Here is a 20431-nt window from a genome sequence, read left to right on the forward strand (position 1 = left end):
TACCTATCCCTTTTGCTTTGTCTAACATTAAACGGCGTAATTAATTACAAAAGGTCAATATATTCCTGCTTTTGTGTTATCTAACTTTACTCACAACCCATTCACCTTTTATACATGATCTAAATTACAAATAATGCTAGGTTACGGCAATTTTATAACTTTAAGAGCAGGGTATGACAGACTCCACACACTCACCTAGCAACAACCCAAATAAGGGGTTATTTAATCGGTTTTTAGCCACCGTCGAATTTTTAGGCAATATGCTGCCTCATCCAATTACACTATTTGCAATATTTGCAGTGGCAATTGTTGTGTTTAGCGGTATTGCAGATTGGTTTGGATTAAGTGCGATAGACCCTCGCCCGGTAGGTGCGCCAGGGCGCGACGCTGATGGCGTTATTGAAGTCGTAAGCTTATTAAGCGCTGAAGGTTTACAGCGCATTATGGCTGGGCTTGTCACTAACTTTACGGGGTTTGCACCCTTAGGTACCGTGTTGGTTGCACTACTTGGTGTAAGCGTTGCTGAGCACTCGGGTTTGCTCTCTGCAGCCATGCGAGGCATGGTAATGGGCGCTTCTAAACGTTTAGTTACGTTTATGGTGGTGTTTGCCGCTATTATGTCTAATACCGCCTCAGAGCTAGGTTATGTGGTTTTAATTCCACTCGCAGCGATGATTTTTCACAGTTTAGGACGTCATCCTTTAGCTGGCCTTGCCGCTGCATTTGCAGGCGTGTCGGGTGGCTATAGTGCTAACTTATTATTAGGAACTATTGACCCACTTCTTGCTGGTATTACAACTCCTGCGGCTCAAATGATCGACCCAACCTATGTTGTTGGCGCAGAGGCAAACTGGTATTTTATGATGATATCGGTGCTATTAATTTCAGTACTAGGTACTTTGGTGACTGAAAAAATAGTAGAGCCACGTTTAGGTAAATATAACCCAGACGAAGCCGGTATTGATCTGTCTCAAAACAGCATAGACACCCTTACTCAACAAGAAAAATCAGGTCTAAAATGGGCTGGCGTTTCTTTATTAGTAGTTTCTTTATTACTTGCTTGGACCATCGTTCCTGACGATGGCATTTTACGAAACCCTGCAACCGGTGAAGTTGCGGGTTCTCCTTTTTTAAAAGGGATTGTGGTTATTATATTTGTGACATTTAGTATTCCTGGTTTTGTGTATGGCCGTGTTGTTGGCACCATGAAAAACGATAAAGATGTTATTAATGCCATGAGTAAAAGCATGAGCTCAATGGGGTTATATATTGTGCTAGTCTTTTTTGCGGCGCAATTTGTCGCATTTTTCAAGTGGACTAATTTAGGCACCATTTTAGCTATAAACGGTGCGGCGCTTTTGCAAGCTTTAAACCTGACAGGCCCTGAAGTATTTGTTCTGTTTATTTTAATGTGTGCGTTAGTAAACCTAAGCTTAGGCTCATCGTCAGCACAATGGGCTATTACAGCGCCTATTTTTGTTCCTATGCTTATGTTAATAGGCTACGCGCCAGAAACAATTCAAGCGGCTTACCGTATTGGTGATTCGGTAACAAACTTGATAACCCCGATGATGAGTTATTTTGGTCTAATACTAGCCGTGGCTGTTAAGTATAAAAAAGACATGGGCATAGGTACGCTGGTTGCTACCATGCTGCCATACAGTATTGTATTTTTTATTGGCTGGGTTATTTTGTTTTATGTTTGGGTATTTTTACTGGGTATGCCTGTAGGGCCTGAGTCTCCTACGTATTACACACCGTAATTACTTATTTTCGCGAACAATAAAAAAGCCAGCTTAGCTGGCTTTTTTTAGCAAATGAGCATGGTATAACCACAAAGGTTAACGCGTCCTAGCTAAATACAACGGTTTTATTGCCATTTATAAATAGCTTGTGCTCTGAAGCGAGTTGCAACGCTTTACAAAAAACCGTTTTTTCAACGTCTTTACCCATTTTTGCCATCATTTCAGCTGTGTTAGCGTGTGTCACACTTGTCACGTCTTGTAAAATAATTGGGCCTTCATCTAATTCATTATTTACAAAGTGAGCCGTTGCACCAATAATTTTTACGCCGCGCTCAAATGCCTGATGATACGGTTTTGCACCAATAAATGCGGGTAAAAAAGAGTGATGAATATTAATAATTTTACCGTCAAAGCGGCCTACAAATTCAGGGCTTAAAATACGCATATACTTGGCTAAACCAATTATATCTGGGTTATAACTAGCAATTAAGTCACCTACTTGTTGGTCATGTTCACTTCGGCTTAGCCCAACATGCGATACCACATGAAATGGCACACCAAAACCTTTAGCAAGTGGTTCTAAATCAGGGTAGTTAGCAATAACAGCTAGCACTTCAATATTAAGTGTTTGCTCAAACTGTTTTAATAGCATACCACCTAAGCAGTGTGCTTCTTTGGTGGCAAGCAGCACCACTTTAGTTTTTGCATCGTCGTGCAATGCAAGTTTGGCGCCTTCAGGTAATAAAGCGCGTAGCTGCTCTAAAAAGTCACTTTGTGGTTGCCCCGTCAGCTCAGTGCGCATAAAGAAACGTTTGGCGTCTTTGTCTACAAATTCGTTATTACGAGTAATGTTCAAGTTATTTTGATGACAAAGCCCGGTGATTTTAGCAATTAAGCCCACATCGTCGGCACATTGGGTGGTTAGTATGTAACTCATTTTCCTCATTCTTACCCTGTGATTAATGTTTCATTATTTGTGTTTTAAAACATAAAGCAAGGGCTTTGTGGGCTAATCAAATATTAATCATGTTATTGCACGCTTTTAGTTTAATTTAGACGTTACATAGCGGTGGGGCATATTTAGGTAAATAAAAATGCCACCCAATTATACAGGTGGCATTTATCTGAAAATGCTATTTTTTTGGCTCAGACGCCAAGTCGTCTTCTTGACGTAAAAACCCAGCGGCTTCTTCATCGTCTTTAGTTAGAGTAGGTTGCATAGGCATTGCGCGAGTTTGTTGATTCAACTGATGTAGTTGAGATGCATTACCTAAATCGCGTTCACTCGTAATAGAGGCTATAGATTCGCGGTCTTTCAAAAAGGCGATTACATCTTTTTTGATTGCTTGTAATTGACCTTCATCTTTGTGCATTTCCATAATATGGCGAGGATGCTCAAGGTTTTTCATACCTGTTGCGGCAAAGGTTGTCGAAACGACACGCGAAACAATCACCCAAGGTGTTATGCTGCTGCGCACTAAGGTGTTTTCTGAACGAGTGCTATCGTGAATACCTGTACCTGTTGATATTTTTGACTCAGTAAATGTGCCTTCGCATTTAAAATATACCAGTAAAGATTCAAATTGCATTTCGGCAAAAAACAAGTGTGCACTGTTGCTTAGCAGCTGGGCAAAGGCTTTAATTAATACACCAATCAGTAATAAGTGAACACTTGCCATTAGCAGTTCACTAAACTCAATAATATTTTGATTATTAAACGCTTGCTCAATGCTATTTATATTTGCTGCATCAATATAGTGGTAAATATTAATAAACGAGTAGGCAAGTAATACGGTAAAAGTAAGCGCTACAATATAAAGTAAGTTACCGCTAATTAACGCAATTAAACGCGAAAGACTAAAGTGCTTACCTAAATCCATCGTGTGCAGTTTAGGTTGGATTTCTTGAATCATTTCACCTTTAAAGCCGCCTTTACCTTCAATTTGCTCTTGTAATTTAGGATCTAGCTCACGGTAAACCCTATTAGGTACTTCTTTGTAACGACGGTTTGCCATCACTAAATTATCAAGGTTTATAAAAATTTCATCGGGATGAACAGACTCTTGCCAGTTCTCTCTCAGTTCTGATACCTCGGCAGTGGGGGTCACAATATTTAAACGAGCTTTAATCATTACAAACACAAGGGCGCAACTTAGTGTAGCGAGTATAATAATGGCTGTTAAATACAGTCCAGCATTAAGGCTAGGTAATTGTTCTAGCCAGTTGTCTATTTGTTGTTTACTAATGCGTTGCTCTTGCATTAGCCACGACATAGAAAGCCCTATAGCAATGGGTAATATAAACGATAAGGAAATGATTTTAGCAAGCGCACCCGTACCCAAGGCTTCAATGTTTTTTTCGGCATTTCGTGAAATGGGTTTACCAGACGAACGCCAAGAAAACAGCACGTAAAACATTAAAATTGCGCTATATATCGGAAAAGCAAGTTCTCCTGCTTCGCCTGTAAAGCCTGACAGTGATACAAATGCAACCAACGCATAAGCAATAAGTGCAACCAGCGTGCTAACCCATGAGCCAAATAAACGTTGGGCAACATTACGTATTGGATAGGGTAGAAATAATAGTTTTGGTATTAAGCTGTGTAGTAAGCGAGATAAAAAGCCGTTTGGTTCTTTGAACGTACTGTTTTTGCGCCCAACAAGCATTTCCTCTAATGTTTGTGCTGTGTAGGCTACTTCGTTTTTTTCTTCTTGTGCAGTTGAGGTTTGCGATTTACTAAAGTTAAACGCCAGCGATGTAGGGTGATTTCTACCTACAAAGTACTTAAGTGTGGCATATATACCGCCAGATAAGGTACGAATACCTAGTGCGAGTATTAACATGCCAAATATCATCAAAATCCAACCTGCGGTAGCGTCATCTTTTACAGAGCTAGATGCGGTAACTAACAGGCTAACACCCACAACAGCCTCAATCAGCCCTCTTACAGCCTTTACTTTACCTTCTAGTTTAAAAGGGTTTTTTAGTCCAAGATCGATTGATCCATAATCAAAAGCCATTAAATGCTCCTTATAAATAGCACATCCAAAAAAGGGAATATCAGCAGAGTTACAATAACGTATGCACTTTAAACATTATTGCTTAATTTTTGATTGTATATCAATAATAGTGTTCAGTTTAAGGTTATTTGAATATGTTAGTTTAAATGTTTTATAGGTTGTCATTGATCAAAACGGAGTGCAGTGATTATGAAGTTAATTTATGTGGATGATAATTTACCTGGTATCACTCGAAAGCTTAAAAGCAAGCAATGGCAGTATTTCGATCCTATTGGCAAAGTAATAAAAGATGAAGCGGTTATTGAGCGTTTGAATGCCTTAGCATTTCCGCCTGCTTATAAAAGCGCATGGTTTTGCCCCGAAGAAAACGGACATATTTTAGCGACAGGATTTGACAGTAAAGGGAGAAAACAATACCGATACCACCCAGAGTTTAGAGCCCAGCAAGAAGCCAAAAAATACCAGGCGTGTGGTGTATTTGGCCATAAACTCCCTTTATTAAGAGCTCGCTTAGAGTCAGACTTACAAGGCAGTGAGCTTAATGTAGAACGTACATTAGCGGCTGTAGTTAGGCTTATGGACTTAGGGGCACTTAGAGTCGGTAACGAGCGAAACGTAAAACAAAACAAAAGCTTTGGCGCTACAACCTTACGCACCCGACACGCAAAGCTGACTGGGAAAAATATTCAGTTAAAATACCGAGCTAAATCTGGAAAAGAGCGTGAGGTCAACATTACTGACAGAGTACTAAGCCATGTAATTAAAGACTTACAAGATTTACCTGGGCAACATCTATTTCAGTATATAAGTGAAGGTGAGCGCACTAACGTAACATCGAGCGAAATAAACCAATATATACAGCACATAATGGGGGAGGAGTTTAGTGCAAAACATTTTAGAACCTGGCGAGCAAGCGTTATTGCTTTTAAGCAGCTAGCTAAAGCCAAAGGCGCACTTACCTTAAAAAGCATGCTCGATTGTGTATCTCAGCAATTAGGTAATACCCCAGCAATAGCACGCAAATCTTATGTTCACCCTGATTTAATTACACTGTGTAAAGAAGATGAAGCAGCTCAAAATGCGTGGCGTGAGTCACTTACGTTACCTCGCAAGACTAAGTATTTAAGCAGATACGAACGTGGTTTTTTAGCGTTTTTAAGCGATTAATCGACATAGCAACTTTACACACTTGAGTATATTTATTACACAAGCAGTTTGTATTGTAACTTAAATGAAATGATTTGTTTTTAATAAATTCAACCTTTTCAGTGTCTTAGTGTTGATTTTGTTTTTGGCACTGACATTGCACCTTTCGTTGATAATTAAACGGCAAGTACACATGCATTTATCAACACTATTTAGCGAGGGGCGCAACGTGAAGGGACTATTTACAAAAAAAGGTTTTACCAAAACAAACAAAGCTACTTTGAAGGGGGCTTTGTTTGTGAGCTTAGCAAGCATGTTTGCTTCACCTTTACTCGCGAGTGATGATCTTGATGGTGTTTTACTTGCCAGCTCATCACTGACCACCTACAGCTCGCAGCGCTACACGCAAACTAAAGATAGCTATTACTTTGATCAATACTCAGCCCAGTTAATAAAGCGTACTGAAAAAGCGATTAATTGGTACCAAGAAATAGTGAATCGCGGTGGGTTTATTTCTTTACCCGCCAGCGAGTTGCTTGAACTAGGTAGTAACAGTAAAGCGGTAAGTTTACTTGCTATGCGTTTATTTCAAGAACAAGATTTACTCACTAACGTATGCACTAAAGCGCCGTGCATTTTTGATAAACATATTGAGCGCGCTGTAAAGCAGTTTCAACATCGCCATGGCTTAAACGTTGATGGACGAGTTGGCAAAAACACGTTTGCTAAACTTAATATTTCAGCTGAGCAAAAACTCAATAAGTTAAAGTTAAACTTTTATCGCATTACCAACTTTGCTGGTTCGAGCGATGAACAGTACGTGTATGTAAATATTCCTGAGTATCAGTTGCGTTATGTGAAAGTAGGAGATGTAAAACTTCAAAACAACGTGATTGTTGGTAAACCTAGTTGGGAAACACCGGCATTTAGTGACGAAATAGAAAAATTTGTTGTTAACCCTGAGTGGCGCATACCTATTTCAATTGCTACTAGGGAAATAGCCCCTAAAGTAGCAGAAGATCCTGATTACCTTGTTAAAAACAATATTGAAATCAGAAAAAACAGCTACATAGACTCACAAACAGTTAACCCAAATAATATTGATTGGGATTCAATTAAGCCTTATCAATTTGACCATTTTTTAGTGAAGCGTGCGGGTGAAAAAAATCCCCTTGGTGAAGTAAAATATTTGTTCCCTAACCCTGAGGCTATATATGTACATGATACACCTGCAAAGCAGCGATTTAGCCAAACAAGACGTGCGTTATCGCATGGCTGCATAAGAATTGAAGACCCTTTTTCACTTGCTCAAGAAATAATTAAACACCAAGGTGAAGAGCATGCATTGGCACAAGTTAACGATGCACGAAATGAAAACAGCACACAAACATTTTATTTGGACGAGCCATTACCCATTCATTTAGTTTATTGGACTGCGTGGGTGGATGAAAACAAGCTCGTTAATTTTAGAGATGATATTTACAAACGCGATCAAAAAGCACTCCTAAAAAATGATAACCAGTCGGTTATTGCAGCATTATTAGAAAGTAAATAATGAGAGGTAATATGAAATTAATCGGTATTTTATTAATTAGTATGCTGACTACTCTGCTTAGTACGCATTTATTTGCTTCTCAGCCTGCTAAAACGGCTCATCAGGTTGTTGATATACAAAACAGGCCTGCTTTTGAGGACGCAGAATTTAGTTTAAAAATTAACGATATTGTCATGCCATACTCACTTTTTTCGGTGTTTGTAATGCCCAATGAGCAGGTTGAATTTGAAGTGCTATATGCGCAATCGTCCGATGCTTACACATTAATTAGCGATGAAAAGTTCATGCTAAATGATACTAACCGTTGGCAATGGCAGGCACCGGATACTCCCGGCTTAACATCGGTAATAATTGAATCGCCAAATAAAAAACAGCGTATGAAAATTAACGTGTTTGTAAAAGTACCTGCCGATAGAGTAGAGGGCGGAAAGCTAAAATATTACCAAATAGGGCACTACCCGAAGCCATCGCAAATTAAAGATTCAAAGCACTATATTGTTCCTGACGGGTTTGTTGAGGTGACTCCTGAGAATGAAAGTACCAAATTATCGCCTCACTTTTCTTTAAAAGAGTTTGTGAGTAAGCAAAAAAGCAATCATCCCAAGTATCTTTTTTTACAAAATAAACTGCTGCTAAAGTTAGAAATGATTCGTAAGGAACTAATTTTAGAAGGCATTCCAGTTAGTAACATGGTGGTGATGAGTGGTTACCGAACACCTTATTACAATAAAGCCATTGGGAATGTGAAACTGAGCCGTCATGTGTTTGGAGACGCAGCAGATATTTTTATCGATAACGATGGAAATTACCGTATGGATGATATCAATAAAGATGCAAAATACACTATTGAAGACGCAAAAGTGATGGCAAATATTGTAGAGTCTTTAGCCAGACGCGAATCATTTAAAGGCTTATTAGGTGGGTTGGGCGTTTATGGCCCTAAACCTCACCGAGGGGCATTTATACATGTAGATACACGTGGTTTTAAAGCCCGCTGGGTAAGTAAATAAAGTTTACACCTAATAAACTATAAATATATTAGCTACTTTTTATTAGGTGTAAGTGTTTTTATTGCAACATAAACGTTTCGTATTCTAGGTCTTCAAACTGCCTAGATAACCAAAACAAGCCAACTACAGAAGTAATTATTGTAGAAAGGGCAAATCCGTAGCCATAAAATTGTGGCCCAAGTGCAATAGATAAATACGTGAGCACAATGTTTAATGCTAAAAATAGGCCCGAAAGAACCAACACAGTAAAGCGCTTATCAAGATAGAACAAAATATTGAGAATAGATAAAAATATTACCTGCACGCCTACGCCTACTACATCAATAAAAAGTAGTGTTTTATAGTTAGGATCAATCCCAATGTAGGTTAGAATTTGTTCGCCCCACAATAGTAAACACGCAACAGTAATGCCTTGAATTTTAAATATGTCGTACAAGCCACCTCGGGCTGTCGTTATCATGTTGTCTTTTAAAAAGTAAATTTCTTCGAGCGAGGAGCCGCCCCTTATCGCAGAATAAAACCGGTCATATTGTTCTACAAAGTCAGTTTCCATTCTTACTAAAAATACCGCCATGCCGGGGATAATTGATAAATAGGCCAAAAATATGGGGAGATCGTAAATTGGGCTAGCTCTAAGGGGGCCTATAATATGTATGGATGTACTTGGTGAAAACCAAAACAAAATTTTATCTGCCCAAACGCCAATGTTGTAAAATAGCCCGCAAAAGAACAGCATGTAATAGACTTTTTTTCGACTCATAAAGTCGAAGCTTATTAGTTTATTACCTGGGTATCGACGAATAATCATGAATAAAAAACTAAAAAATAACAGTGCCTCACCTGCAAAAAAAGCAAAAAAGAGTCCATCTAATTGCCAGTCACGTAGTAATAATGCAAGTAGCACCATAAACGCGTACCCGCTGAGCATAGTGATTAAAATAAGCCGATACTCTTTCATACCCGATAAAAATATAGCACCAAGCCATTGATTACAAAGGCTAACAAAGCCACCTAAAATAATAATTTTGGTTACAACGGGTAAAGGTAAAAATGGCCAAACAGCAAATCCAACCAGTAATGCACCAATCGTTGTAATAAGTTGTGCACCAAGTAAATTGGGGAGTACTGAGTCGTCGTCTTTTGTAAAAAATAAATCTGCCACAAAGCGCGTTAGCATAAGCTGTAAGCCGCCAGTTAATATTAACGAGGCCGCCATCATGTAAGTTATCAGGGTTAGAAACTGAATAATTAACAGCTTAGGTAATACTATCCCAAGGCTTAAAATACCAATAAGCATTAGAGCGATGATCGACAATAACCAAGGGCCTGAACCGATGAGACCAGCGTAGCTATAGGCTTCAAAAACAGAGAGGAGGGTATTTTTTTTGAGAATTTTTCGTATCTCAAAACCTATTCCGGCCATGACATTGTATCCTTATAAAGCTTGTCGTATCGGGCAAACATGTGGCTTTCGTCATAAAATGCTTTTACACGCTTTAAGCCGCTTGATTGATACTCATGCCATTTATCGTCGTTATTAAGTATGTTTGTAATTTGTATGGCTGTATCGCTTGGCGATGCAATAGAAACAACTTCACCTGCTTTACCTAAAGCCTTGTCTTGTTCTGTGGCACCTTCAATAATTTCTCGACACGAGCCAACATCACTGGCTAGAACAGGTACGCCTGCTGCCATTGCTTCTAGTAACACTAAGGGTTGGGCTTCAGAAATAGATGTTAATGCAACAAGGCCTAACTTAGGGAGTATTTCAGCTATATTTTGCATACCCAAAAACTTCACGCTGTTCTGTAACTCAAGGCTGCCCACCAGTAACTGGCACTCTTTGTAGTACTTTGGGTCTTCTTCAAAAGGACCTATGATCCATCCCTCTATTGCGGGCATGCTTGATTGCACTTCTTTAATGGCACGAATAAAGGTTTTAATGTCTTTGATTGGTACTACACGCCCAATTAAGCCTACTGTTAATGGAATAGTTTTAGAACGTGCAGCCAGTGCTTTAGCGTAGTGAGCGGTTTTAATGCCGTTTGGTACGACTAAAGAGCGCTTCTCACAGGCTCCATCTTTAATTTGGCGCTGCCTATTACCTTCGTATAGTGAAATTATTCTATCGGCTTGGTGGTAACTCGTGCGGCCAATTTGCTCGAAAAAAGTGATCCACATTCGGCGAATAAAGCCCATTTCGGTATTTAAGTTTTTACCTAAAATAGCTTCAGACTCTTTTATCCAATCGGCTTGAATTAAGTCTATTTTTCGCTCTTTCGTATAAATACCGTGCTCTGTTAATAAGTAAGGCGTGTTATTAATTACGCTTGCACCTGCACCTAAAAAACCAGCATAGCCTGTAGAAATAGAGTGTATAAGTTTAACATTCGGTAATTGGCGGGCAATATCTGCAATTTTAAACAAAGGCTTATACAAATTACGGTACGACCAAAAGAAATCAATAAAAGATGATTCGTCGCAAAATGTTAAATAGTAGTCAGCCAATACCTGCCAAGATGACTCGCTATATAAAAAGTCAGCTTCGTTTATACCGTTTTTTTGCCCAAGTTGTTCAAATGTAAATTCAAGTAACTCGGTGGGAATAGGCTCTTTTGCGTCTCTAAAATAACTTTGCAGTTGCTGCCAAAACTCAAACAACTCTTTTTTATATTTAACGCCGTGCTTTGCTTTTATATCAGTATTATTTTGCTCTACTAGATAATGAACATGCAATTTTGTAACATTTTTTGGAAGTGTGTACTTAATATCGCCATAGTGCTCAGAAGCACCGCCTAAAAAAATAAGCTCAAAGTTATAATGAGGTAGCCCTTCAATAATTTGATGAACCCAACTTGATACCCCCCCACGAACATAAGGATAAGTACCTTCTAATAATAATAATATATCGGCATTGGGTTTAGGCATTCCAATACTCCTGTAATTGGCGAATTTCGCTCCCTTTAGGTTGTTCGGGTAGCTCCCTTAAGTAGCGTTTACAGTCATCATACTTATTCATGCAAAAGGCAACTTCGGCTTTGTAGGGTAAAACATGGCGACGCGCCATACCTAATTCAGTTGCTTGTACAAGAAAATCAAGCGCACGTTCGTAATAACCAAGCGCTAAATAAACACGCCCTAAAAATACATAATTGGCTGGTTTTTGTGCGTACTCAATACTTTGTAAACTGAGTGCTTCAGCTTTTTCTAATACATATGTTTTTAGAGCACCTTGTGCAAGCCCTAAATAACTAAGCTCCCAATACACGTGTGCTAATTGTTGTTGTAAGTTACTCAGCTCAGGCTGCTTTGTGGTGTTAGCTATTTGTTGCTGATATGCACTAATTTTTTCGTTTAATTTTGTTTCTTTGGCATCTAGTGTTGAGTAAGCAAGTAAGCGTATATCGTCTTCTAAATCTTTGAGGGCGAGTTTTAATATTGGGATTGCTTGGCTGTCGCGCATGTGGCGAGCAGCCATTACTGCAGTTAAGCGTTTGTTAGGTTCGCTTGCGTATTTTAAAATAGCTTTTACGCCACCAATTGAATAAGTAGGGTTCGCCGAAATATCAGGGACTTCAAAGGGGAGCTCTGGAATTTCATGCTCTATTATTTCGGTATCATCACTTTTAAGTGGCTTACATAGCGCAAACGTAAGCGCCATCACAACACCTAAAATACCAAATACAGGTAAGCTAAACAGTAATAAGAATAATAATAGCGTGCCATTTATAAGCGTTGTTTTATATTTTTTAGGAATTAAAACGTAGCTTACAAAGGTAAAAAGTATGCTTGCAATGGCATGCAGTAAAATTACACCAAACCAGTTTGGTGTACTAAGAATTTCTTGCAGTGCAAAATACTCGCATAAACATGCAATTAAGGCGGCTATCACAACTTTAATCATGTAGGGCTACCAGTTTAGATAATTCATCCTTATTGACTGGAAACGCCACTTCTTGCTCAATAATAATATCGAGTTCTTGTAATGTTTTACCGGTACGTTCTTTACACCAGCTATTCATTCGCATTACAAAACCATCTTTTTCAAGCTCATCGGCAAGCGGCATCAGTATTAACAGAACTTGTTTTTCATTATCGTATAAATAGATGTCTAACCCTCGGCGAGCCTCGGTTAAATACTCCATCAGCCGTCGAGATTCATCGTTAATACTTAGCGCGTTCACCTTTAAAAAGTGTGAAGGAATTTTATAACGCTTTGCTTCTTTGTTTGCGTGTTTAACTTGACGCTTAAAGTATGGCGACTCTTCACGGGTCATTATTGGGTTAGTGATTTCGTGACGCAGTAGGTCACCAATGTGTCCGGCCATAACGGCAAGTAAAGTAAGGGTGTTTTCTTTGAGAGCAAAAAACTTCACTTTTTCAACTAAAATAGCCCCATAAATTGTGTCGTTCACATCAATCAATGGAATAGCAATATGATACTTGCTTTCACCCGATGAAGCTTTTGGGTTTTTAAGTGACACCAGTTCTTTTTCGTCAAACATGGCAGCTATTAATGGGTCTGAATTAGATGGCTCGCTCATTTTTCCTATACTAGCTAGTGCAGGCTCTTGTATTTTATCGTTTTCAACTTTATATAAGCCTGCTTTTTCTATCGAGCCATATTCTATAAATAGATTTAAAATAACCTCAGCGGCACTGTCTAAGCGTCTTTCTTTTAATTTACCAATTGATTCTCGTACGGCTTGTAATGACTCACGTAAACTAAGTGTATGTCCAGCAAGCATTTGTTCTATTCGGTCATGTGATGAGCTAATTAAGTGATACTGGCGCGTAAATTTTTCAAGTCGGTCTGATACATAGGCTAGTTGAATGCTTTGCTGTTGATTAGTTCGCTCCCATACATCTCTAAATTCACCTGCCACCATAACTACAATAATGTAGCCAATCATGGCGTTAATATTAAACTCACTTTGAGGGTCTAATATATTGCTTTGTATTAGCAATAATTGCCCTACCAGTAAGGTTAAAATACTAATAAAACCTTTTGAAAAGCCATAGCGTAGAGCAACAAGCAACGGCCCTAATACTGGCCAAGAAAACCCTCCTTGCGTCCAATAGGGGTCCTCAGCATTAAATAGAACAGGCAGCCCTAAAGCTAAAGCGGTAAAAAAATATACCTCAGCCCATATCTGTAGCTCAGGAACGTCTCTTGGGCGTAAGAAATGTGTTTTCACTCACTAACCTCAATATAAGACACTAAATCGGCAATTACATCTTGCGCAGTTGCTGCAATGCTATCGCGTCCCCAACCGCTTTTTGCAATGGTGCCGGTCCAAATTGGCGTTGTTTCACCGTTTTTTGTAAGCAATAAAGTAAGTGCAACCACAGGCTCTCCATCAAGACCTGCTTTGTAACGCCATTCTTCAATACTGCCACTAAGTACATAGTCAGCTTGTTGAGTATTGAGCCATTGCATTGCGTTGTTTAAACGGTATTGATCGTCTAAAGGTGGCAGGTCTTTACTGCTATTTCTTGGTGCACGAAGTAACTTAGGTAGCTTATTTTGTTGCCAAATACTTGCTAAAATATCTTCAGCGCGCTCACCTGCCAGTGGTGTTTGTGCATGATTAACAAGCGGTAATAAAGCCACGGTAGTTGCTGGGCTAATTTCGATATCATCAGCAATTCGACTTGTAGTACACGCCGACAAGAGCAAAACCAAACTAAGTATAACTAAGCGAAACATATTCTCTCCTAACATTAAAAATGTATGTAATATCCTAATTGTAACTGTGTATCTGAGTTACCGACCTTATTACTACTTTGGTAACCGAGCTGTAATTTAAATAAATCATCACCAAGTACTGACCATCCAGCACCACTGGAAACAGATACATCAATTGTATCGTTCAGTGTTTGGTAGCCTGTACTTATGTCAAATAACCAAGACGGACTGGCACCCAAGTATGGGGGCGTTAATGAGCCTGTTGAGGCAAAAGAAGTACCTAGGGCAAAACGCCTAAAAGGTTCAATAACTATGCGTCTGGGTCTTCTATTTGTATTAATAGCAGTATTTACTGGGTCAAAGTCTTGCCATTGCGCACTAAAGTAGGCGTTCCAAATAGGGCGATCTTTTAAAATACTGTATTGGTAGCGTGCGTTATATTCTTGTCCATTAACGAGTGTGCTGTCGTTGTCTCTACGCGTGAACGACATTGCAGCAGCTGATAGCTGCACGCTTTGCCTGTTATCAATATTATAATTTATATAAGCCGTGGCTTTATTAAGTTGCGCATAACTTAGTAACACTTCAGATTGGCGGTTTTCGGCGTTGTATTGTAAGTTTACGCCAACCTGAGTACGCGCATCCCACTGATAACGAGAGTCTAAACTTAAGCCTTGTCGGCTAACAATATCGCCCTGATGCGTATCAACTTTTGCATTAAAAGCCCACCGGCCAAACGTCATTGTATTTTCTATTGCGAACAGCAGTCCGTTATTACCAAGGTTTTGCTGATCGCTAAGGCTCAGTTTCCACTGGCCTTTTGCATAAGGAAAATACACATTTATGTCGTATTGCGTACTATTTAGCCCGGCTTGCGGTGATAGATTTACTTCAAATGCGCGAAAGTAAGCTGTGCGCGCGTTTCTTAAAAAGCCTAGCTGAGCTTCGTTTGGCTCGTTAATTAGCTCTTCATACCAACGTTGCATAGTTGCATAAGGTTGGTTCAAGTATAAAAGCGCACTTAACTGATCGTTTTTGCCAAGTGTATTTGTATCAAATAATTGTTTTACTTTACTAAATTCACCTTGAGTCATGTACAGCTGAAGTGCTTGCCAGGGCTCAAGTTTTTGCGCAGCACGGCGTGATAACCACCAGTTTGCTTGTGCTGTGCCTATGGTTTCAGGGGCTAACTCATCGAGTGTGTTTAGCTGCATTAAATGTGGCATAGCCATAGCGCCAGCCCATCTAAACATAAGTCCTCGATATGCATATTTATCTTTAGGTAAATGTTGAAGAAGATAATGATTAAGCTCTGTGGCGTTGGCGTGATAGCCGAGTTGTTTCATTACATCGGCTAAGTTTACTAATGTGGTTAAGTCGCTAGGCTCAGCTATCGCTAGTTTACGTAAGTAAAAATAAGCACTGTTATATGACTTTTCATAAATAGATAAGCTCGCTAAAAGTTGACCCCACGCATATGTTGGGTTGTTGTCAGCATAGTTATTTAAAATACGTTTAATCATGATGCTGTCGTGCATCTGCAGTGCTAACCAACCTTGCACAAGTACTACGTCAGGATTGTATTCGCTTAGTTTTGCGGCGCGGTTGAGCGTTGTATACGCTGAATTTAAATCGCTCTGATTTTGATACCAGCTAGCAAGCGTTAACCAAGCAGGGTATAGCGCCTTGTTGTAGCGTTGCTTGTTCAGTTCGTCATAGATTCGTTCAACGGCGTTTGAATCGTTTATTTGCGTACTTAAATTAGCAATGTCAATTAGCTGATTTTCGCTCAGCGAAGATTGCTGCCATAAATGCGCAAGTAACGCTTTGGGGTTGCCTTCAAAGCGTATTTGCTGGTACTGCAATAAATCGCTTTCGCCTAATTTACCCAGTGATTTAAGTTGTTCAAGGGCATAAAGCTGTTCTTTTTTATCATTTACCCTGAGCGCCATGTCAACGCGAGCACTCCAAAACTCGTCGTCGGTACTTTGCTGCTTTTGCTTTAAAATGGTTAGTGCCGTGTTAAAGTCGTTATTTAACCAAAACGCACGGGCTAGCCACATTAAATCTTCTTCGTTTTTGGGGCCCTGATAAATAGGCCATAAATTACGTAAACCGCTTAAGTTACCTGTGTCATGTAATACTTTTGCTTTCCAATATTGTGATAATACGCTTTTACCGTTTATGCTTTCAAAACGCTCTATATGCTTCAGCTCTTGTTTGGCATCGCCAATAAACTCGTTGGTTTGCATCCATTTAGTAAAGCCATTGCCTTTTAGTTGCCTATTTTTAGCTTTGTAAGCGTAAATGTCGTTAGCGTCTTGGTACAAGTATAAAGCCGTTGCATCGTTAATACTGTCTGTAAGCATTGATGCGGTAACGGCTTTATTTATCATTAACCATTTAAATTCTTTGAGCGCAGCTCTTGGCTTATTGAGCCAGCGCTTTATTTTCCAATTTAGTAAATGAAGATCTTTATCGTTAGGTTTTTGTTTTAGTAGTTTTGAAAGCAATAATTCAGCGCCGTTAGCATCGCCATTTGCTAAGTGAAGCTGCATTGCCTGTGTTAAATACTTAATATTGTTAGGCTCTTCTTGCAGCAGTTTTGTAGCTGCAATAATTGCATCTTCTTTATTGCCTGCTAAGTCAGCAAGATAAAGTGTGCGCTTTGTATTTGATTGATCTCCATATTGCTTCCACCACGCATAAGCTTGCACCGCTTCGTTTGCACCCAGTGCGGTTTCAATGGCTTTTTCGGCTATTGTTTCGCTCATGTTATTTTTGTAAAGCAGCAACGCTTTTGCAGGTTGGCCTGCGGTTAACCAATAATCAGCGGCAATTAACGGCTTTTTGTGTGTTTCATAATATTGTGCAAGCTTTACATTCAAGCCGAGTGCTTTAGCTATGCTAAGAATGTCTTCGTTCCATGGTTTATAGGCACTAACCTTTAATGAAAGTTCTTCAAATCGGTCATCTACATTGGCACCACTTGCAAGCCATAATGAGTAAAGTAACTTTATTTCAAGTTCTGTTTTTCGCTTACTTTTTGGCAGTTTTTCAAGCTCATTAGTTGCGTTTGAATATTCACTCAATGCTATATGAAGTTCAGCCAATTTAGCGCGCAGCTTTTCATTGTTAGGGTCTGTATTAAGTGCAGCATGCAAGTATGACTTTTCAAACGTGTAGTCTTGCGAAAGTGCATCGTCTTCAAAGAATAGGGTGTGCGGAAATAGCGCATACAATGAAAAACAGCTAACAGCGAGTATTGTTAAAATTGTTTTTATAGAAACTAAATGAGGGCGCTTTTTGGTATTCATTACTTAGCAACCCCTGTGCAGTTTAAATAACCCAAAAACTCACCTGCAGGTAGTTTAAAGTGGGTTAATTTTCCGCGAGTGATACCTTTATAACTTTTTCCCATGTGAGATATAAATTGGCATGAGTGGGCATTCACTAAATCAAATGTTGCTGGTATCCACGCTTTAAAACTAACCGGGCCATTTACTTGCCATGTGTCTATTACTACATTGGCAGAGGCTAAATAGGGGGAATTATCTTTTTGGCTATGGTCAAAACTAATACGCGAAATACCCTCTACAGTATGTACGTAGTCGCCTTGCTGCGTTACCCCTAATACCCCATCGCTTTGAGATATATTTGCAATGTCAAAGTCGCTGGGTATACGAAGGGTGCGAATGTTTTTTGAGCTAAACAGCCAATCTCCTTTACTATTTTTAGCTAAGGCCGAAAAGTAAAAATCTTTCGCAATTTTTGCATAGTGACTTAAGTACACCGGGGTGTTGGGTCTTTGTAATACATAGTCAATATTATGCTTTAGAGCATCAAGCCCCGCAGGAACTTCGCCAGAGTAAAAATGATAGTAAATAGTATAGGGCTTTAACCTGTATGGCTTTTCGGTTATTTCAAAGGTCTCTGTTAGGCGCTTAAACCCATAAAAAGGGCCATGCCACAAATTAGTGTATACGTTTTCGTTCAGTATTGGTGCATAAATTTGGTACAGCAAATCACCTTCTGGGCGGGCAATTGGCGATATATGGGAAAGGCTTGGGTTATCACCATTTACGTCTGTATTACCACCATTTACGTTTAGTACGCCAGCATTGCGTGCTATTTTTAATGCGTCTGGCCCAGGTGTAGCGTCGCCAGACCATAGCATTAGCACTGTTTTTTTTCCTTTAGGTACAAGCCTTTCATTAATATAGTTAATGGTGCCGGTAATTTCTTTTTCTAAGCTAATTGTGTCATAGCCAGGTACATCTAGGTGAAACCCATAATCTGTATCTTCTTTGTCGATTTCTTTTCGGCCAGAAAGCGCGGTCCAAAAGTAAGGGTGACTATAAGTATGCGAAGCGACCTCTACATAGGGAAGTTCAAAAATACTGCGCGCAATTTTTTCTAGTTTTTTACTGTGCTTAGCATGAATTCCTCCAGGCTCTATATCAGCCTGAATAATAGAAGATGTAATGGGAAGTTTATAAGGTTTAATAATGTCATCGCGAATGACCTCTGCTGCATAAGGACTTCCTTCAAAGTGTGCAATGCTGGTAAAGCCATCCCCATCTATATGCATAGTAAGCATTCGTCTGCCACTTTCGGTCGTTGTGTCTGGAGCGAGTATTGTGGGTAACCCCATCGCTTTAGTAAGCAGTGTCAGTGGGTCAACAACCCAGTTACTGCCTTCCATTGGGAGCGTATCAATTAGCCAAGGGGCAACAATAACCGCGCCATATTTGGTTTTGGCACTTTGTACAATTGTGCTGCCATCAGCTGCTTTTATATCAATAAGAGTGGTGGCTTTAGGCGCTAATTTTAATAAATAAGGTTTGGTAATGGCAGGTGAAGAGCTTGACTCACCTTTTAACCATGGTGCTAAATAGTTAAGTTCATAAGGCCCTGGAGGGGAGCTGTTAAGTGTTTCCACGCCTAATGCGGCTAATAATTTAGCTGATTGTGGTAGCTCGCCTACCACTAACTGAGGCACTGTACCTAGGCTAGCTTCGAGCCAATTTATTACACTTGGGGAGTAAAAGCCCCCCATGTTTGTCCATGAAACAATTCCAGCATGTAAACTTGGATCAACTAATGGCAACTCTCGTTTTGCTATATCAATGTAGTCAGGAATATAACCTAAATACTCAATAAGAGTGGCTAGCTTTAAATGAACTGTAGAATAAATAAGGGGTTTTAAGTCACTATTGTACGGAATAAGTACGCGCCTAGGCACGGGGCTAATAGTTGATGTTCCCCAGGTTTGTAAATGCCCATCGGTCACCCAAGCACTAAACCCAGAAGCGATAATTTTTTCAGCCATTACAAGACGTTTGTCAGGTTTTGCATAGTCAATAACTTGAACATTAAAACCTAAGCTTTGCGCTTTTTTAAGTTGAGTTGTTAACCATGCTTGATCGTTCTTAGAGGTTAACTTGTAGCTATTATCAAGTGGATTAAAGTGGCTAAATAATCCCTCAGCAACTAAGTCGGTTGCAAGGTTTTGTAGGCTTGGCAGTAATTCAAAGCCACGATTGAGCACTAATTGCTTTTTAAATACTAAAGACAGATCTTTTATTATTGAAACTAATCCAGCTTGCTGCGCTAATTTATCGTAACGTTCGTTATCTAATAATTGATAGCTATCAAGGGTGTCTAAAAACAACCCACTAAAGCCACGTTCTTTTAATATAACAGCCGAGCTATTTAATTGTTGTTGCCATTGCTTTGAAGTTAAATCGGAAATGTAGCTATTCCAATTCGGGTTTGTAGTAAGTGAATAGTCACTTTTATTATATGATTCGCCAATGCTCAAATAAGCATAAACAGCAATGTTACGTTCTTTAAACCAATTTAATTCATGCTCAGTCACTAACTCAGGTTGCACAACAACGCGTGAGTAAAAAGTCATTTCAGCTAAAGGCATTGGGGCTGAATAGTAAAAAGCGATGCTGTTATTAACGGGCTTTGCTAGTAACTGCGCTGATACTAAAAGCAAAAGCCATAAAATATATTTCATTAATGATTCGTTATGTTAATTTTAAACTATTGCTCAAAGGAAAGCATTTCGAGGCTTTTCTAGTTATTTTGTATTAGTTATTAAGTATTATTATATGTTAACAAAAATAAAAGGTCTATCATGTTGTTTTAAATTTATACTAAATTAATCTATTATTTAGGTGGTGTTATTATTGCAAGTTAATGAATTTAAATAAATAAAACCTTTAAGAAAGGCTTGGATTTTAAACGAAATTTGT

The 20431-nt window shown here is 39.2% G+C and carries 13 protein-coding genes; 4 read left to right on the forward strand and 9 right to left on the reverse strand.

All coding sequences use genetic code 11. From position 1 onward, the window contains the following. The first annotated feature begins 173 nt into the window (after positions 1-173). The gene (locus AC27JL_RS02335) at positions 174-1763 is read left to right on the forward strand and encodes an AbgT family transporter (RefSeq protein WP_271480497.1); all 1590 of its coding nucleotides are present in this window, start codon (positions 174-176) and stop codon (positions 1761-1763) included. An 88-nt stretch (positions 1764-1851) separates the two neighbouring features. Here AC27JL_RS02335 and purU read toward each other — a convergent pair whose 3' ends face one another. Both purU and AC27JL_RS02345 read right to left on the reverse strand, forming a co-directional pair. Continuing rightward, positions 1852-2682, reverse strand: a complete 831-nt coding sequence (gene purU / locus AC27JL_RS02340) for a formyltetrahydrofolate deformylase (RefSeq protein WP_010555843.1) — start codon at positions 2680-2682, stop codon at positions 1852-1854. Between the two features lie 196 nt (positions 2683-2878). Then, positions 2879-4765 (reverse strand): hypothetical protein, encoded by a 1887-nt coding sequence (locus AC27JL_RS02345; RefSeq protein WP_006794861.1) that lies wholly within the window; start codon positions 4763-4765, stop codon positions 2879-2881. A 189-nt stretch (positions 4766-4954) separates the two neighbouring features. Here AC27JL_RS02345 and AC27JL_RS02350 point away from each other — a divergent pair, with 189 nt between their 5' ends. From AC27JL_RS02350 to AC27JL_RS02360, 3 genes are all read left to right on the forward strand, one after another. Beyond that, on the forward strand, positions 4955-5932 hold the full coding sequence (locus AC27JL_RS02350; RefSeq protein ID WP_487194713.1) for a DNA topoisomerase IB: 978 nt from the start codon (positions 4955-4957) through the stop codon (positions 5930-5932). A 277-nt stretch (positions 5933-6209) separates the two neighbouring features. Continuing rightward, the gene (locus tag AC27JL_RS02355; protein ID WP_487194714.1) at positions 6210-7466 is read left to right on the forward strand and encodes a L,D-transpeptidase family protein; all 1257 of its coding nucleotides are present in this window, start codon (positions 6210-6212) and stop codon (positions 7464-7466) included. 11 nt (positions 7467-7477) lie between these two features. Continuing rightward, on the forward strand, positions 7478-8476 hold the full coding sequence (locus AC27JL_RS02360; RefSeq protein WP_487194715.1) for a D-Ala-D-Ala carboxypeptidase family metallohydrolase: 999 nt from the start codon (positions 7478-7480) through the stop codon (positions 8474-8476). 58 nt (positions 8477-8534) lie between these two features. On the opposite strand, the gene pelG is transcribed toward AC27JL_RS02360, so the two are convergent. Genes pelG through AC27JL_RS02395 form a run of 7 tightly spaced genes read right to left on the reverse strand, consistent with a single transcriptional unit; the run spans position 8535 to position 20193 of the window. Continuing rightward, positions 8535-9899: an exopolysaccharide Pel transporter PelG gene (pelG, locus tag AC27JL_RS02365; RefSeq protein WP_010555847.1), complete on the reverse strand. Its 1365-nt coding sequence runs from the start codon at positions 9897-9899 to the stop codon at positions 8535-8537. Beyond that, entirely contained in the window at positions 9887-11404 is a 1518-nt protein-coding gene (gene pelF, locus AC27JL_RS02370; protein ID WP_487194717.1) for a GT4 family glycosyltransferase PelF, read from the reverse strand. The genes pelG and pelF overlap by 13 nt, the downstream gene beginning before the upstream one ends. Then, the gene (locus tag AC27JL_RS02375; RefSeq protein ID WP_487194718.1) at positions 11397-12380 is read right to left on the reverse strand and encodes a tetratricopeptide repeat protein; all 984 of its coding nucleotides are present in this window, start codon (positions 12378-12380) and stop codon (positions 11397-11399) included. The genes pelF and AC27JL_RS02375 overlap by 8 nt, the downstream gene beginning before the upstream one ends. Beyond that, positions 12373-13674 carry a PelD GGDEF domain-containing protein gene (locus AC27JL_RS02380; protein ID WP_487194720.1) on the reverse strand — a complete coding sequence of 434 codons (1302 nt, stop codon included), beginning with the start codon at positions 13672-13674 and terminating at the stop codon, positions 12373-12375. The genes AC27JL_RS02375 and AC27JL_RS02380 overlap by 8 nt, the downstream gene beginning before the upstream one ends. Beyond that, positions 13671-14186 (reverse strand): hypothetical protein, encoded by a 516-nt coding sequence (locus tag AC27JL_RS02385; protein WP_008132805.1) that lies wholly within the window; start codon positions 14184-14186, stop codon positions 13671-13673. Before AC27JL_RS02385 ends, AC27JL_RS02380 begins: the two co-directional genes overlap by 4 nt. A gap of 14 nt (positions 14187-14200) precedes the next feature. After that, positions 14201-17482 carry a tetratricopeptide repeat protein gene (locus AC27JL_RS02390; protein WP_487194721.1) on the reverse strand — a complete coding sequence of 1094 codons (3282 nt, stop codon included), beginning with the start codon at positions 17480-17482 and terminating at the stop codon, positions 14201-14203. Continuing rightward, positions 17482-20193 carry an endo alpha-1,4 polygalactosaminidase gene (locus AC27JL_RS02395; RefSeq protein WP_487194722.1) on the reverse strand — a complete coding sequence of 904 codons (2712 nt, stop codon included), beginning with the start codon at positions 20191-20193 and terminating at the stop codon, positions 17482-17484. Before AC27JL_RS02395 ends, AC27JL_RS02390 begins: the two co-directional genes overlap by 1 nt. Positions 20194-20431 lie beyond the last annotated feature (238 nt).

This window comes from Pseudoalteromonas sp. 4NS20-0020, assembly GCF_057554385.1.